The 14905-nt window shown below is 70.6% G+C and carries 12 protein-coding genes; 7 read left to right on the forward strand and 5 right to left on the reverse strand.

All coding sequences use genetic code 11. From position 1 onward, the window contains the following. From AB0I18_RS48495 to AB0I18_RS48505, 3 genes are all read left to right on the forward strand, one after another. The coding region (locus AB0I18_RS48495; protein WP_363112247.1) for an alpha amylase C-terminal domain-containing protein at nucleotides 1–558 on the forward strand (558 nt) is incomplete at its 5' end. Nucleotides 559–1063: 505 nt separating this feature from the next. After that, a complete protein-coding gene (locus AB0I18_RS48500; protein WP_363112248.1) occupies nucleotides 1064–3493 on the forward strand; it encodes a glycoside hydrolase family 3 protein in 2430 nt (809 codons plus the stop codon). A gap of 92 nt (nucleotides 3494–3585) precedes the next feature. After that, complete coding sequence (locus tag AB0I18_RS48505) at nucleotides 3586–4920, forward strand: hypothetical protein (RefSeq protein WP_363112249.1); 1335 nt, start codon at nucleotides 3586–3588, stop codon at nucleotides 4918–4920. Nucleotides 4921–5031: 111 nt separating this feature from the next. Here the strand turns inward: AB0I18_RS48505 and AB0I18_RS48510 are convergent, their stop codons facing one another. The 4 genes from AB0I18_RS48510 to AB0I18_RS48525 form a co-directional block, all read right to left on the reverse strand. Beyond that, nucleotides 5032–5814, reverse strand: coding sequence for a serine protease (locus tag AB0I18_RS48510; RefSeq protein ID WP_363112250.1), 783 nt, complete (start codon nucleotides 5812–5814; stop codon nucleotides 5032–5034). Nucleotides 5815–6000: 186 nt separating this feature from the next. After that, nucleotides 6001–6495, reverse strand: a complete 495-nt coding sequence (locus AB0I18_RS48515; protein WP_363112251.1) for an N-acetyltransferase — start codon at nucleotides 6493–6495, stop codon at nucleotides 6001–6003. A gap of 101 nt (nucleotides 6496–6596) precedes the next feature. Then, the gene (locus tag AB0I18_RS48520; protein WP_363112252.1) at nucleotides 6597–7754 is read right to left on the reverse strand and encodes a Cmx/CmrA family chloramphenicol efflux MFS transporter; all 1158 of its coding nucleotides are present in this window, start codon (nucleotides 7752–7754) and stop codon (nucleotides 6597–6599) included. A gap of 330 nt (nucleotides 7755–8084) precedes the next feature. Beyond that, nucleotides 8085–8624, reverse strand: a complete 540-nt coding sequence (locus AB0I18_RS48525; RefSeq protein WP_363112253.1) for a hypothetical protein — start codon at nucleotides 8622–8624, stop codon at nucleotides 8085–8087. A gap of 100 nt (nucleotides 8625–8724) precedes the next feature. Between AB0I18_RS48525 and AB0I18_RS48530 the strand changes: the two genes are divergently transcribed. Beyond that, complete coding sequence (locus tag AB0I18_RS48530) at nucleotides 8725–9306, forward strand: YdeI/OmpD-associated family protein (protein ID WP_363112254.1); 582 nt, start codon at nucleotides 8725–8727, stop codon at nucleotides 9304–9306. 240 nt (nucleotides 9307–9546) lie between these two features. On the opposite strand, the gene AB0I18_RS48535 is transcribed toward AB0I18_RS48530, so the two are convergent. Continuing rightward, nucleotides 9547–10170, reverse strand: coding sequence for a YceI family protein (locus AB0I18_RS48535; protein ID WP_363112255.1), 624 nt, complete (start codon nucleotides 10168–10170; stop codon nucleotides 9547–9549). Between the two features lie 204 nt (nucleotides 10171–10374). Between AB0I18_RS48535 and AB0I18_RS48540 the strand changes: the two genes are divergently transcribed. From AB0I18_RS48540 to AB0I18_RS48550, 3 genes are all read left to right on the forward strand, one after another. Next, entirely contained in the window at nucleotides 10375–12717 is a 2343-nt protein-coding gene (locus AB0I18_RS48540; protein ID WP_363112256.1) for a polysaccharide lyase 8 family protein, read from the forward strand. Nucleotides 12718–12871: 154 nt separating this feature from the next. Beyond that, a complete protein-coding gene (locus AB0I18_RS48545; RefSeq protein ID WP_363112257.1) occupies nucleotides 12872–14464 on the forward strand; it encodes an acyl-CoA carboxylase subunit beta in 1593 nt (530 codons plus the stop codon). Nucleotides 14465–14521: 57 nt separating this feature from the next. Next, complete coding sequence (locus AB0I18_RS48550; RefSeq protein WP_363112258.1) at nucleotides 14522–14716, forward strand: acyl-CoA carboxylase subunit epsilon; 195 nt, start codon at nucleotides 14522–14524, stop codon at nucleotides 14714–14716. Nucleotides 14717–14905 lie beyond the last annotated feature (189 nt).

Here is a 14905-nt window from a genome sequence, read left to right on the forward strand (position 1 = left end):
CAGCGCGCCACCCTGCGCTCCTACCTCGGCTTCATGTGGGCCCACCCCGGCAAGCAACTCCTCTTCATGGGCCAGGAGTTCGCCCAGGGCGCGGAATGGTCCGAGGCCCACGGACCCGACTGGTGGCTGCTCGACCCCTCCTACGGGGCCGCCGCCGACCACCAGGGCGTGCGCGACCTCGTCCGGGACCTCAACACCGTCTACCGTGCCGCGCCCGCCCTGTGGGAACGCGACACCGACCCCGCCGGGTTCGCCTGGATCGCCGGGGACGCCGCCGAGGACAACGTCTTCGCCTTCCTGCGCCACGACGCCGACGGCGCGCCGCTGCTCGCCGTCTCCAACTTCTCCCCCGTCGTCCGCCAGGCGTACCGGATCGGCGTGCCGGACGACGTGCCCGCCTGGCACGAGATCCTCAACACCGACCTCGCCCGCTACGGCGGCAGCGACGTCACCAACCCCGACCCCGTGAAGCCCGACGCCCAAGGCTGGCACGGCCAACCGGCCAGCATCCGGCTCACCCTGCCACCCCTGGCCACGGTGTGGCTGCGACCGGCCTAGCCTTTTCTCGCCCCCGCCGCCCCTACCCGTCCCATCCCTGGGGCTCCGCCCCAGACCCCGTGTCGTGTGTTGTCGGGTGCGGGTGAGTGGGGGCTGGGCGCGCAGTTCCCCGCGCCCCTGGAGGGCGGGCTGCGCCCTGCCCTCCAGGCCGCCCGCGCATCCCGGCCAGCCCGCGCACCCAGCCCGACCACGCACCCGGCCTTCACCTTCCAGCCCAGTCCCGGCCCACTCAGCCCGTCCGGCGTTTGAGGACGAGGCCGTTCAGGCCGACAGGGGGGTCTGGGGGCGCAGCCCCCAGGGATGGGACGGGTAGGGGCGGCGGGGGCGAAAACACCCACATGCCCCCTTGACGGGCCCTTGAGACGCCAGTTGACTCACGTTCCGATCCAAATGTCCGGAGCAGTACGAGAGTTGACAGCCCCGCGCCCTCAGCCCGGCCGAAGGGATAGTCATGCGGAAAGCCCCGCACAGAAAAGCCCCGCACAGAACCGCCCTGCTCGTCTCCGTGTCGCTCTTAGCAGGCTTACCGGCCCTCGCCTCGCCTCCGGCCACCGCCGCCGCAGGCGAGGCGAAGGCGAAGCTCACCACCGGCGCCGCCGTGTACTCCGTGCAGGAGGGCACGGCGGCGCACGTGCCCCTCTCCGTCACCACCGGCGGCGCCCCACTCACCGAGCCCGTAACCGTCACGTACGCCACCACCGGCAAGGACGTCGAGCCGGTGAAGGGCAAGGTCACCTTCCCCGCCGGCACGGCATCCGGCGCCACCCGGACCGTCACCGTGCCGACCACCCGGGACGGCTCCGCGGAGATGGCGGAGACGGTCCCGCTGAAGCTCACCGTCGAGGGAGCCGAGGCCCCCGCCACCGACCCCCGGATCGTGGTCGACGCCCACGGACTCCCGTATCTCGACCCGAAGTTGCCGGTGAAGAAGCGCGTCGCCGACCTCCTCTCCCGTATGACCCTGGAGGAGAAGGCCGGCCAGATGACCCAGGCCGAACGCGGCGCCCTCGCCTCCGAGGGCGACATCACGACGTACGGACTCGGCTCGGTCCTCTCCGGCGGCGGCTCCACACCCACGCCCAACACGCCCGAGGCCTGGGCCGACATGATCGACGGTTACCAGAAGGCCGCCCTGGCTACGAGGCTGCAGATCCCGCTCATCTACGGCGTGGACGCGGTGCACGGCCACAACAACCTCGTCGGCGCCACGATCATGCCGCACAACATCGGCCTCGGCGCGTCGAGAGATCCCCAACTCACCCAGCGGACGGGCGCGGTGACCGCCGCCGAGACCCGGGCCACGGGCGTCCCCTGGAACTTCGCCCCCTGCGTGTGCGTGACGCGCGACGACCGCTGGGGAAGGGCGTACGAGTCGTTCGGCGAGGACCCGGCCCTGGTGAAGTCCATGGAGACGATCATCCAGGGCCTCCAAGGCGCCCGCAGCGGCAAGGACCTGAAGCGGAACGACAAGGTCCTCGCCACCGCCAAGCACTTCGTCGGCGACGGCGGCACGACGTTCGGCTCGTCGACGACCGGCACGTACACCATCGACCAGGGCGTGACGACCGTGACCCGCGAGGAGCTCGAGGCCGTCCACCTCTCCCCGTACCAGGAGGCCGTCGACCGGGGTGTCGGCTCGGTCATGCCGTCCTTCTCCTCCCTCGACATCGTCGGCGACGGCAAGGGCGCGGTGAAGATGCACGCCCGCGCCGACATGATCAACGGCGTCCTCAAGGACCGGATGGACTTCGACGGCTTCGTCATCAGCGACTGGGAGGCCATCGACCAGATCCCCGGCGACTACGCGTCCGACGTCCGTACGTCGATCAACGCGGGCCTCGACATGATCATGGTCCCGTACGCGTACCCCACCTTCCGCTCGACCCTGATCGCCGAGGCACAGGCGGGCCGCGTCAGCCAGGCGCGTATCGACGACGCCGTGTCCCGCATCCTCACGCAGAAGTTCGAGCTGGGACTGTTCGAGAAGCCGTACGCGGACCGCTCCGGCATCGACGAGATCGGTTCCGCCGACCACCGGGCCGTGGCCCGCGAGGCGGCCGCCGAGTCCCAGGTCCTGCTGAAGAACGCGGGCGGGGTGCTGCCGCTGAAGAAGTCCCAGAAGGTGTACGTCGCCGGGTCCAACGCCGACGACATCGGCAACCAGACCGGCGGCTGGACCGTCACCTGGCAGGGCTCGTCCGGCGAGATCACCGAGGGCACGACGATCCTGGAGGGCATGCGGAAGGCGGCTCCCGGCGCGGCCATCGGCTACTCCGAGGACGCCTCCGCCCCGACCGACGGCTACGACGTGGGGATGGTCGTCGTCGGCGAGACCCCGTACGCCGAGGGAGTCGGCGATGTCGGCAACGGCCACGACATGGTGCTCTCCGCGGCCGATCGGGCAGCCGTGGACAAGGTGTGCGGCGCCATGAAGTGCGCGGTGCTGATCGTCTCCGGACGGACGCAGATCGTCGGCGACCAGCTCGGTGACATGGATGCGCTGGTCGCCTCCTGGCTGCCGGGCACCGAGGGCGACGGAGTCGCGGACGTGCTGTACGGGAAGCGGGCCTTCACCGGCCAACTCCCCGTCACCTGGCCGAAGTCGGAGGCTCAGCTGCCGATCAACGTGGGTGACGCCTCGTACGATCCGCAGTTCCCGTACGGCTGGGGTCTGACGACGCGGACCAAGGTCCCGGAGGGCGGCCAGTCGACACTCAAGGCCCTCGCCGCCGCTGGGGCCCTGGCCGAGAAGGCCGGGTCAGAGGAGGCCGGGCGCGCGATCGTCACCAAGGCGCGGCTGATCGTCCAGCAGAAGGCCGGCGAGCGGATCACGGAGGCGGTCGCCAAGCCCTTCGCCGACGCCGATCACCTGCTGCTCACCGGACGGTACGGGGCGGCGGTGACGAAACTGACGGCCGCGTACCGGGCGGCCTGACGGTGCCGGTGGGGCGGTGTGCGCCTGTCGGTGCCCGCCGCCCCACCTGGCTGATCGTCCGTTTGCCCCGCCCGTCAGGTAGCTTCGAAGGTATGAACGGCGTGCGTACCCGTGGACTCTCCGGACTCCTGATCGCACTGGTGGTGGCCGCGCTTGCGGTCCTCTCCGTCGGCGTGCCACCGGCGCACGCCGCCACGGACATCTCGACCGTCGCGAACGCCCTGCGCGAGGACCCCGTGTACGTCGATCCGTCGATGTCCGGGCAACTGTCGCGGTCCGACGCCGACGCCCTGGCCGAGAAGATCGAGAAGGCGGACAAGCCCGTCTTCGTCGCGGTGCTCCCCGCGGACTTCCCCCAGGAGAACCTCTTCAGGAACCTGCGCGCCGCGACCGGCGTCACCGGCCTGTACGCGATCCGGCTCGGCGACCGGTTCAACGCGCAGGCCGACTCGTCGGTCCTGTCGAGCGAAGGCGTGCGGAACCTCGTCGGCAGCGTCCAGGGTGAGGCCACCACGCCCCAGCTGGAGAACTTCACCGACCGGGCCCTCCTCAACCTCGGCGGCTCCGCGCCCAGCAGTTGGAGCGAGGGCGGCGACGGCGGCGGGACCGGCGTGCTGATCGGCGTCGGCGCGGCGCTCGTCGCGGGCGGCGCGGGCGCGTACACGCTCGTGCGCCGCAACCGCCGTAAGAAGGAGGAGGAGCTGCAGGCCGCGCTCGACAAGCTGCGCGTCGTCGTGGACGAGGACATCACCGCCTTCGGCGAGGAGCTCGAACGGCTCGACTTCCACCCCGCGGAGGCCGGCGCGGACGACGCGATGCGCGCCGACTACGAGCGTTCCCTCGACTCGTACGACAAGGCGAAGTCCTTCATGGCCGCGGCCACCCGCCCCGAGGAGGTGCGCGCCGTAACCCAGTCCCTGGAGGACGGGCGCTTCTCGCTCGCCGTCCTCGCCGCACGCCGCGAGGGCCGCCCCCTTCCCGACCGCCGGGCGCCCTGCTTCTTCGACCCGCGCCACGGCCCGTCGGTCGCCGACGCCACCTGGACTCCGCCGGGCGGGGCGACCCGCGAGGTCCCGGTCTGCGCCGCCGACCGGGCCCGGCTGGACGACGGCCTCGACCCGGCCGTCCGCGAGGTCGACACCGACTCGGGCCGCCGCCCCTACTGGGACGCGGGCCCGGCCTACGGCCCCTGGGCCGGCGGCTACTTCGGCGGCGGCATCCTCCCCGGCCTCCTGGTCGGCACGATGCTCGGCTCCATGATGGCCGGCCCGGCGTACGCGGCGGACTACGGCTCCGGATACGGGAACTTCGGCGGCGGATACGAGGGCGGCGATGTGTCCGGCGCCGACTTCGACTCCGGTGACTTCGGCGGCGGCTTCGGAGGCGGGGACTTCGGAGGCGGCGGGGACTTCGGCGGAGGGTTCTGAGGGGAGAGGGCGCTCGGCGGAGCCGCCGAGCCGTCGCGGGCATGGGTACGACCACGGGCCCGGCGCTGAGCGGCGCCGGGCCCGTGCTCGTACACGTACTGGAGTCGTGCGTCAGAGAGTCGCCGCCGCCGAGGCGATGGCCGAGGCGAAGGTGGAGACCTCGGTGTAGACGCCGGGGGCGTTGGGCTGGGCGCAGCCGATGCCCCAGCTGACTATGCCGACCTGGATCCAGGCGCCGGCGTTGTCCTTGCGGAACATCGGGCCGCCGGAGTCGCCCTGGCAGGTGTCGACGCCGCCGGCCGCGAAGCCGGCGCAGATCTCCTCGCTGTTGACGAGGCCCTCGTACTGGTCGTAGGAGCGGCAGGTGGCGTCGCTGACGAACGGCACTGTGGCCTTGAGCATGTAGCGCTGCTGAGCGCCGCCCTCGCGGGCCGCGCCCCAGCCGGCGACGGTGAAGTCACCGGTGTTGTACGCCGTGCTGGTGGCGATCTTCAGCGTCGGCAGGTTGATGGGCTGGGCGAGCTTGATGAGCGCCCAGTCCTTGCCGGTGCCGTTGTAGCCGGGTGCCTGGAGGACCCGGGTGGACCTGACCTGGACCCGGCCGGTGGTGGACTGGAGGTCCACGACACCGGCGGTGGCGGTGATGCTGGTGTTGGCGCCCGAGCCGCTCACACAGTGCGCGGCGGTGAGCACGATCTGCTGGGTGTAGAGCGCGCCGCCACAGCCCATCGAGAGGCGGACCATGAACGGGAACTCGCCCTGCGCGGCGCGGGTTCCGCCGACGACGGGCGCCGGGGCGGCCGTCGCGGGGGACACGGGCTGCAGGCTGACGACGGCGAGGGCGGCGGCGCCGGCGACCGCGCATCTCTTGAGAGCCTTGAGGAGGTTCTTCAACGTGATGCCTTCCGTGGGGGGTGGAAGTGAATGGAAGTGACATGCGCATGCCAAGCCTGAACGAAAAGGCCGAAACGAAAAGAAATGGCGTGTTCTATGGCATGAGCCGGTCAATTTCCGTTGAAGGATTATGAGAACGCCGGGAGCACCCCCACAAGGGGCGAAAACCAGCCACGCTGTTTTGGGTCAGTTCGCGTCCGGCAGAGCCAGCCACTCCTTCCACGACAGATCGCGCCCGATGAACCGCGGCCGCTCGAAGGGCCACGCCTCGGCGATCCACCGCGGTACGAGCGCGTCCAGATCCCGCTCCAGCTCGGTGCCCACCCGCTCGTCCACCACCCACCAGCAGATCTCGGCGTCGGCGCCCGCCTTCTCCGGCGGATCGATGTAGACGCACCCGTACTCGGTGGTGCCCGCGTCGTCGAACAACACGTAGTTGAAGGACTGATGAGCGGCGATCTCGGCCTCGTGCCGCTCCAGATCCTGCCTGTTCGCTTCATACGTCATGGTGGTGGAGGGCCACCCCCACGCCTCCCCGAAGATGGACCACAGTCGCTCGCGCGACCCCATCACGGCCGGATAGTCGATCGCGGCGTCGGCACCGGTGATCGGGCGCAGATGGTGCCCGCCGGGCACCTCGACACGCAGCGGATGGACGAAGTCAGCGGGCAGCCAGGTCATGCCCGGAGGCTAGCGGCCCACGGGTCGTCCCGCACCGGGATATTCCCCGGTGCGGGCCCTGTTGTCCGTCTGTCCGTTGGGTCGCCTGTCCGTCGAGTCGTCTACGGTGCCACCGCGGCGGCCTGCCTCCGCCGGGTCAGGCCGCCCACGACCAAGGCGAGTCCCACGAGTGCGAGACTCATCCACAACGGTGACCGATACCCCAGCCCCGCACCGATCACGACCCCGCCGAGCCAAGGCCCCACCACGGCACCGACGTTGAACGCGGCGGTGGCGATGCCGCCCGCCAGGGTCGGCGCACCGGTCGCCGCGTAAAGCACCCGCGAGATCAGCGTGGACCCGACACCGAACGACAACGCGCCCTGGACGAAGGCGAGCAGGACCGCCGCCACCGGGTTCCCGGCGGTCAGGGCGAAGACACCCCACCCGGCCGCCAACGCCACCCCGCCCACCAGCAGGACCGCGCCGGGCCGGGTGTCGGCGACCCGTCCCGCGACGGCGACCCCGACGAACGACCCGAGCCCGAAGAGCGCCAGCACGAGGGGCACCCAGCCCTCGCCGAGTCCGGCGACGCCGGTGACGAGCGGCGCGAGATAGGTGAAGGCGCAGAAGGTGCCCCCGTTCACCAACGCGCCGAGTACCAGGGCCACTTGAAGCCGCGGCTCACGCAGCACCCGCACCTCGCTCCGCACACTCGCACGAGCGCCCTGGGGCACCCCGCCCGGCACGGACCGTGCGATGGCGAACAGGGCCGGCAAGGACAGGACGACCACGGCCCAGAACGCCGACCGCCATCCCCGCAGCTGCCCCAGTAGCGCACCACCGGGAACCCCCACGACACAGGCGACGGTCACCCCGCTGAGCAGGACGGAGGTGGCCCGTCCCTTGGCGCCGTCCTCGACCATCCCGACAGCCGTCATCACGGCGACGGCCAGGAACCCCGCGTTGGCGAGCGCACCCACAACCCGGCTGACCAGCAGCACGGCAAAGCTGTCGGTGACCGCACCGACGACATGAACGACCAGAAAGGCGCCCAGGAACCCCAGCAGCGCCCACCGCCGCGACCACCGTCGGCTCACGACGGCCATCAACGGCGCCCCCACGACCATCCCCACGGCAAACGCCGAGGTCAGTGCCCCGGCGGCCGGAACGGACACCTGGAAATCCCTCGCGATGTCCGGCACAAGACCGGACAACATGAACTCGGAGGTCCCCTGCGCGAAGACAGCGAGACCCAACAGATACAGACCGAACGGCATGACAGAACTCCGCACACCCGAAACACTCGAAAACGGACACAATGCGCTGTGCGGCGTTCCGGTGGCGGTGGCGCAGACGTGCCTGAGCGCGCTCGAACACGATCAGGCAAGGAGCTTCAGCCCGACATCCCGCAGAGCCACCGGAGAGCCGGTGGCCGGAGTCTTGACGCCTCGGGGCTGGACATGGCGGCAGGCTAGCCGGAGCCGGTCTGCTCGATCCAGTCAATTACCGTCGGCGTGAACTGGAACTGGAACTGGAACTGGAACTGGAACTGGAACTGGAACTGGGGCTGGAACTGGGACTGGGACTGGGACTTTCAGACCATCGCCTCACGCCCCCTGAGCCGACCGGTCGAGGATCCACCGCCCCGAATGCCCGGGCGGGAGCGCCAGATCACCGCGTACCGCCGCGTAGTACCGCTCGCGGGCGGCACGCTGGCGGGCCAGCAGCGCCGACCAGGCCTCGGGGTCCTGGGTCCGCTCGGCCAGGAACCGTTCCATCTCCATGACCGCGACGACCCACTCGCGGGCCCGCTCCACCACGTCCGGGGAGCCCAGCATCAGCAGAGCCTCCCCGACCGGATCGCGGGCGTCGAGAGCCGAGGCCAGCTCGTGTGCCGCAGCCTCGGGGGCCAGGGGATGGGGATGCGGGTCGTTGCCGAGATGGGACGCGACCCGGTAGGTGAGGGTCACGGTTCTCTTCAACGCACGGGCGTAGTCGGAGTACACGGCCAGGCGCCGCTCCTCCCAACGCGCCGTCTGCTCGCGCCGGAACCGGGCCCGGTCCCCGCGCACGATGGCGAGATACGAGCCGAGGGCGCCGACGATCACGCCTATGAGGGCGGGGAGTTGCTGGATGAACGCGGACATCGGCGTACGGTAGCGCCCCTTGCGCCCTGTGCGAGGCTCCTCTCGACCTGCCCGCTCCACTAGGACAGAAGCTGTCCTACTTGCCCCCTACCGTGTCCTCATGGACAACACTCTCAAGGGCGTGGAGATCAAGGCCTTCGCAGACGCGGCGCAGTGGGAGGCCTGGCTGGGCGAACACCACGGGCTGCGCGGAGGGGTCTGGCTGAAGATCGCCAAGAAGGGGTCCGGCCGGACGTCCGTCACCAACGCGGAGGCCCTCGACGCGGCCCTCTGCCACGGCTGGATCGACGGTCAGCGCAAGGGACTCGACGAGTCGTACTACTTGCAGAGGTACACCCCGCGCAGGCCGGGCAGCCTCTGGTCACGGGTCAACGTGCGCAAGGTCGAGGCCCTCACCCAGGCCGGCCGGATGCGGCCCCCGGGGCTCGCCGAGGTCGAGGCCGCCAAGGCCGACGGCCGGTGGGCGGCGGCGTACGAGTCGCAGCGGAACGCCACGGTCCCGGACGACCTGGCCGCCGCGCTTGAGCGGAACCCTCGCGCGAGGGCCTTCTTCGAAGGGCTCGGCAGAACGGACCAGTACCTCGTCATCCTGAGCCTGTTGACGGCGAGGACGCCGGAGGTCAGGGCGGCCCGGCTGGCGAAGGCGGTCGCCGAGCTGGAGTCGGGGCGACGAGTGAAGTGACCGGCGCCGAAGGGCAGTTGGGTCGGCGTCGATGCGGCATGTGTGTGTTGGGGGGATGCCCGCCCCTGGGGCGGGCATCGGTCAACCCCTCTATGGCACCGGCCAGAGTGATGCCGACCCGGTGGATACAGATGCGGCTCCGGCCGCCGGGCTCACCGTCTCCGTCAAGCCGAGCGCCCGCCCTCCGGCAAAGGGAAGGGCGGGCGCGCTCGGCGTGCGGGCGAAACTTCGGCCTCAGCCTCAGCCGGCGTTCTTGATCGCCGAGATGTCGAAGCTCAGCTTGATCTTGTCGGAGACGAGCACGCCGCCGGTCTCCAGCGCCGCGTTCCAGGTGAGGCCCCACTCGGAGCGCAGGAGCTCCGCCTTGCCCTCGAAGCCGACGCGCTCGTTGCCGAACGGGTCCGTCGCGGAGCCGTTGAACTCCAGGTCGATGGAGAACTCCTTCGTGGTGCCGAGGACCGAGAGCTCGCCGGTGATGCGGTAGTCGTCGCCGCCCAGGGCCTCCGCCTTGGTGGAGCGGAACGTCATCGTCGGGAACTCGTCCGTCTTGAAGAAGTCCGAGCTCTTCAGGTGACCGTCACGGTCGGCGGAACCGGTGTCGACGCTGGCCATCGTGACGTCGATCGACGCGGTCGACTGCGACGGGTCCGTGCCGTCCAGGTGCAGGCTGCCGGTGAAGTCGAGGAAACCGCCCTTGACGTTGGTGACCATGGCGTGCCGGGCGACGAAACCGATCGCCGAGTGCGACGGGTCGACGGTGTAGTCGCCGGTGACGGCGGCCAGCTCGGGGCTCACCGCGGCCGGCGCGGCGGCATCGGGGGTGGCTGTGACTGTGGTGGCGTCTTTACGGCCGAAGAGACCCATGACCTGCTCCTTGGGGACGAGCCCCGGTCTTGCACCGAAGCTGTTGAACCTTCAACGACAGCGACCATAGACCTATTCCGTACGGGTTTCAACTGAAAGCATGACGTGTCGTGCCGATTACATTGAGTTGCCATCGGTTCATTCCTGATGTGGCCCGTTGTGCCTCTGGTGGGCACCCGGACACCTCGGGCACCATCGCCTGCCATGACTCCCACCCGCCGTACGTTCCTGCTGACAGCGGCTCTCACGGCGAGCCCGGCCCTCAGGCCCACCGCCGCCGCGTACGCCGCCGACGAAGGGGTGCATGTGGACGACGAGTACGACACCCTCCGCCACCGCTGGCTCGACATCGCCCTCGGCGCCGGATACGACCCGGCCACCGAGCCGTACGCCGCCCGCCTCGCCGAGACCGGCGAACTGGCCCGCGGCTTCCGGCAGACCATGGCCCCGGCCGCCACCTCGCTCTGGCCGGGCCACCCCTTCGACCCGCCGACCGGCATCACCCAGAGCTACGGCAGGCTGTGGACGATGACGCAGGCGTACGTCCAGGAGGGCGCCGGCTCGACCGGCGACGCGACCCTCCTGGCGGACATCCTCCGCGGCCTCGACCATCTCTCCGCGACCGTCTACAACCCCTCGACCACCCGCTACGGCAACTGGTGGGAGTGGCAGATCGGCAGCCCCCGCCTCCTCATGGACATCGTGGCCGCCCTCCACGACGAACTCACGCCCGCCCGGGTGGCCGCCGCCTGCGCCGCCGTCGACCACTTCATCCCCGACGCCATGCTCCGCGACTACTCGGGCACCTCGACCGGCGCCAACCGCGTCGACCTCTGCCGCTCCGTCGCCCTGCGCGGCATCCTCGGCCGTGCCCCCGAGAAGCTCGCGCTCGCCCGGGACGCCCTCTCGCCGGTCTTCCCGTACGTCACACAGGGGGACGGGCTGTACGCCGACGGGTCCTTCATCCAGCACACCTGGGTCGCGTACTCGGGGACGTACGGGCAGGTGCTGCTCGACGGGCTCGGCCGCCTCTTCGCGCTGCTGGCGGGCTCGTCCTGGGAGGTGACCGATCCCGGCAGACAGATCATCCTGGACAGCGTGGAACGGGCGTACGCGCCCCTGATCCACGACGGGTTGATGATGGACAGCGTCAACGGGCGTGCCATCAGCCGGGGTTACCTCAAGAGCGACGACCGGCAGGTCATGCGCAGCGACCACTTCCACGGTCAGGGGCTGATCGCCGCGATCGCGCTCCTCGCCCAGGGTGCGAGCGGGACGGAGCGCGAGCGCTGGCACGGGCGGATCAAGGGCTGGATCGAACGGGACACGGTCACACCGATCCTGACGGCACGTCAGTTCGGTGTCGCGGACCTGGCACGGCTCCACGAGGTCGCGGGCTCGGCGGTCGCGCCCGCACCCGAGCCGGTCGGCCACCGGCTCTTCGCCGCCATGGACCGGGCCGTCCACCGCCGCCCCGCCTTCACCGCGAACATCGCGATGGCCAGCGACCGGATCGCGTACTACGAGTGCGGCAACGGCGAGAATCCGCGCGGCTGGCACACGGGCGCCGGGATGCTCTACTGGTGGGCGGCCGGGCGCGGTGACCAAGCCGCGCAGTACACCGACTGGTTCTGGCCGACCGTCGACTGGTACCGGCTCCCCGGCACGACCGTGTCCACCAAGCGGCTCGCCGACCGGGCGGGCGGCGAGTGGGGCGAGCCCAAGCCCGCGGCGCGGTGGGTCGGTGGCACGACGGACGGGGAGTTCGCGGCGGTCGGGCAGCACCTGAAGGGCCTCGGATCGACCCTGGAGGCCCGCAAGTCGTGGTTCTGCCTCGCGGACGAGATCGTCTGCCTCGGCGCCGGGATCACGGCCACGGACGGCGTCCCGGTCGAGACGGTCGTCGACAACCGCAACCTGGGGGAGGCCGGCACCCAGACCTTCGTACGAGGTCCCGGCTGGGCCCACCTCGAAGGCCACGGCGGCTGGCTCGTCCCGGACCCGGCCGGTCTGCGCACCCTCCAGGAGGACCGCACCGGAGCCTGGTCCGACATCAACACCACCAGCACCACCGAGCGCCGTACCCGCCGCTGGCAGACCCTCTGGCTCGACCACGGCACGGACCCGGTGGACGCCACGTACGCGTACGTCGTCCTGCCCGGCGCCGCACGCCGTACGGTCGCCGCCCGCGCCGCCGACCGCCGCCGGCTGTCGGTCCTCGCCAACGACTCCGCCCGCCAGGCCGTGTCGGTGCCGTCCCTGGGCCTGACCGCCGCCAACTTCTGGCAGCCGGGCACGGCGGGCCCGCTCACCGCCTCGGCCGCCGCGAGCGTGCTCGTTCGCCACCGAGGCCGCACCGCTACCCTCTGCGTGAGCGAACCGCCGCGCACGGGCGAAGCCCTGGAGATCGTCTGGGACCACCCCGTACGCCGGGTCGTACGCGCCGGTCCTGCGGTCGAGGTGCTCGCCACCGGACGCCGGCTGAGGCTGCGCGTCACCCCGGGCAAGGCCTGCGCCACACATGAATGTGAGGTGGCTCTCAGCTGACGCCTTTGTGTGACCCCTACAAGGCGGGGGCCCTCTGAGCAGTCGGATCGCGTGCATGTGGTCGGGGTTCTGTTCAGGGGCACCAGTAAAACGGGCCGGAGACTGTTCGGAGTCGACGGCCCGCTTTCCTTGGTTGGCTTCGTAAGGTCGCTACATGACCGTTTTGGAAGAGACCGGATCCTCGGCCGGCGAACCCGCGGACGCCCGGGGGCGCGTGGCCGAACTGCACGCGATCCGTGCGGAGGCTCTTCGCGGCCCCAGTGACAAGGCGACCGCCGCGCAGCACGCCAAGGGCAAGCTGACCTCCCGTGAGCGGATCGAGCTCCTGCTGGACGCCGGTTCGTTCAACGAGGTCGAGCAGCTGCGCCGGCACCGGGCGACGGGCTTCGGTCTGGAGGCCAAGAAGCCGTACACGGACGGTGTGATCACCGGCTGGGGCACGGTGGAGGGCCGCACGGTCTTCGTGTACGCGCACGACTTCCGGATCTTCGGCGGCGCGCTCGGCGAGGCCCACGCCACGAAGATCCACAAGATCATGGACATGGCCATCGCGGCCGGGGCGCCCCTGGTGTCCCTGAACGACGGTGCGGGCGCCCGAATCCAGGAGGGCGTCAGCGCGCTCGCCGGTTACGGCGGTATCTTCCAGCGCAACACCCGCGCCTCGGGCGTCATCCCGCAGATCAGCGTCATGCTCGGCCCGTGCGCGGGCGGCGCGGCCTACAGCCCCGCCCTGACGGACTTCGTGTTCATGGTCCGCGAGACCTCGCAGATGTTCATCACCGGGCCTGACGTGGTCAAGGCGGTGACGGGCGAGGAGATCACCCAGAACGGCCTGGGCGGCGCGGACGTCCACGCCGAGACGAGCGGCGTGGCGCACTTCGCGTACGACGACGAAGAGACCTGCATCCACGAGGTGCGCTACCTGCTGTCGATGCTGCCGCAGAACAACCGCGAGAACCCGCCCCACGCGGCCTCCGAGGACCCGGCGGACCGCCGCTCGGACGTGCTCCTGGACCTGGTCCCGGCGGACGGCAACCGTCCGTACGACATGACCAAGGTCATCGAGGAGCTCGTCGACGACGGCGACTACCTTGAGATTCACGAGCGTTGGGCCCGCAACATCATCTGCGCGCTCGCCCGCCTGGACGGCCAGGTGGTCGGCATCGTCGCCAACCAGCCGCAGAGCCTGGCCGGTGTCCTGGACATCGAGGCATCGGAAAAAGCTGCACGCTTTGTCCAGATGTGCGACGCTTTTAACATCCCGATCATCACGCTGCTGGATGTCCCCGGCTTCCTGCCGGGTGTCGACCAGGAGCACGGCGGCATCATCCGCCACGGCGCCAAGTTGCTGTACGCGTACTGCAATGCGACCGTGCCGCGGATCTCGCTGATCCTGCGCAAGGCCTACGGAGGTGCGTACATCGTCATGGACTCCCAGTCCATCGGTGCCGACCTCACGTACGCCTGGCCGACGAACGAGATCGCCGTGATGGGCGCGGAGGGGGCGGCGAACGTCATCTTCCGCCGCCAGATCGCCGAGGCGGAGGACCCCGAGGCGATGCGCGTGCGCATGGTCAAGGAGTACAAGGCCGAGCTGATGCACCCCTACTACGCGGCCGAGCGCGGCCTGGTCGACGACGTCATCGACCCCGCCGAAACCCGCCAAGTCCTCATCCGCTCCCTGGCAATGCTCCGCACCAAGCACGCGGACCTGCCCTCCCGTAAGCACGGCAACCCGCCCCAGTAACCCGGCGGACCCATCGCGGCAACCCCGCGGACCTCTCTCTCACGGAGACTGAAACCTATGGACATCCCTGATATTCGCGTCGAGAAGGGTCACGCCGACCCGGAGGAAGTCGCCGCCATCACGGCCATCCTCCTGGCCCGCGCCGCCTCCGCGCCCGCAGCCGCCCCGGCCCACCGAGGCCGCGCCAAGGCTGGCTGGCGCCGCCTGGAGCGAGAGCCCGGCTTCCGGGCACCGCACAGCTGGCACGGATAGGCTGCGCCGCTGAGCCGTAGCTGATGAAGGGCCCCTCCCGTTGGAGGGGCCCTTCATCTTGTGCCTTGGCGGGGTCCGTTGGGGTGTGGGGTTCGTTCTTAGGCTGCGGGTCTGCTGTGGTTGCTCGCGCAGTTCCCCGCGCCCCTGAAAGACGGGGCTGCGCCCCTGTCTTTCGTCTTTAGGGGCGCG

The organism is Streptomyces sp. NPDC050704 (assembly GCF_040654355.1).
In the GTDB taxonomy this organism is placed as follows: domain Bacteria; phylum Actinomycetota; class Actinomycetes; order Streptomycetales; family Streptomycetaceae; genus Streptomyces.

What these genes read in the sequence shown, in the direction of transcription:
- AB0I18_RS48505 (WP_363112249.1), top strand. Translation starts at nt 3,586, where the DNA reads ATGAACGGCGTGCGTACCCGTGGACTCTCCGGACTCCTGATCGCACTG.
- AB0I18_RS48515 (WP_363112251.1), bottom strand. Translation starts at nt 6,495, where the DNA reads ATGACCTGGCTGCCCGCTGACTTCGTCCATCCGCTGCGTGTCGAGGTG.
- AB0I18_RS48520 (WP_363112252.1), bottom strand. Translation starts at nt 7,754, where the DNA reads ATGCCGTTCGGTCTGTATCTGTTGGGTCTCGCTGTCTTCGCGCAGGGG.
- AB0I18_RS48525 (WP_363112253.1), bottom strand. Translation starts at nt 8,624, where the DNA reads ATGTCCGCGTTCATCCAGCAACTCCCCGCCCTCATAGGCGTGATCGTC.
- AB0I18_RS48530 (WP_363112254.1), top strand. Translation starts at nt 8,725, where the DNA reads ATGGACAACACTCTCAAGGGCGTGGAGATCAAGGCCTTCGCAGACGCG.
- AB0I18_RS48535 (WP_363112255.1), bottom strand. Translation starts at nt 10,170, where the DNA reads ATGGGTCTCTTCGGCCGTAAAGACGCCACCACAGTCACAGCCACCCCC.
- AB0I18_RS48540 (WP_363112256.1), top strand. Translation starts at nt 10,375, where the DNA reads ATGACTCCCACCCGCCGTACGTTCCTGCTGACAGCGGCTCTCACGGCG.
- AB0I18_RS48545 (WP_363112257.1), top strand. Translation starts at nt 12,872, where the DNA reads ATGACCGTTTTGGAAGAGACCGGATCCTCGGCCGGCGAACCCGCGGAC.
- AB0I18_RS48550 (WP_363112258.1), top strand. Translation starts at nt 14,522, where the DNA reads ATGGACATCCCTGATATTCGCGTCGAGAAGGGTCACGCCGACCCGGAG.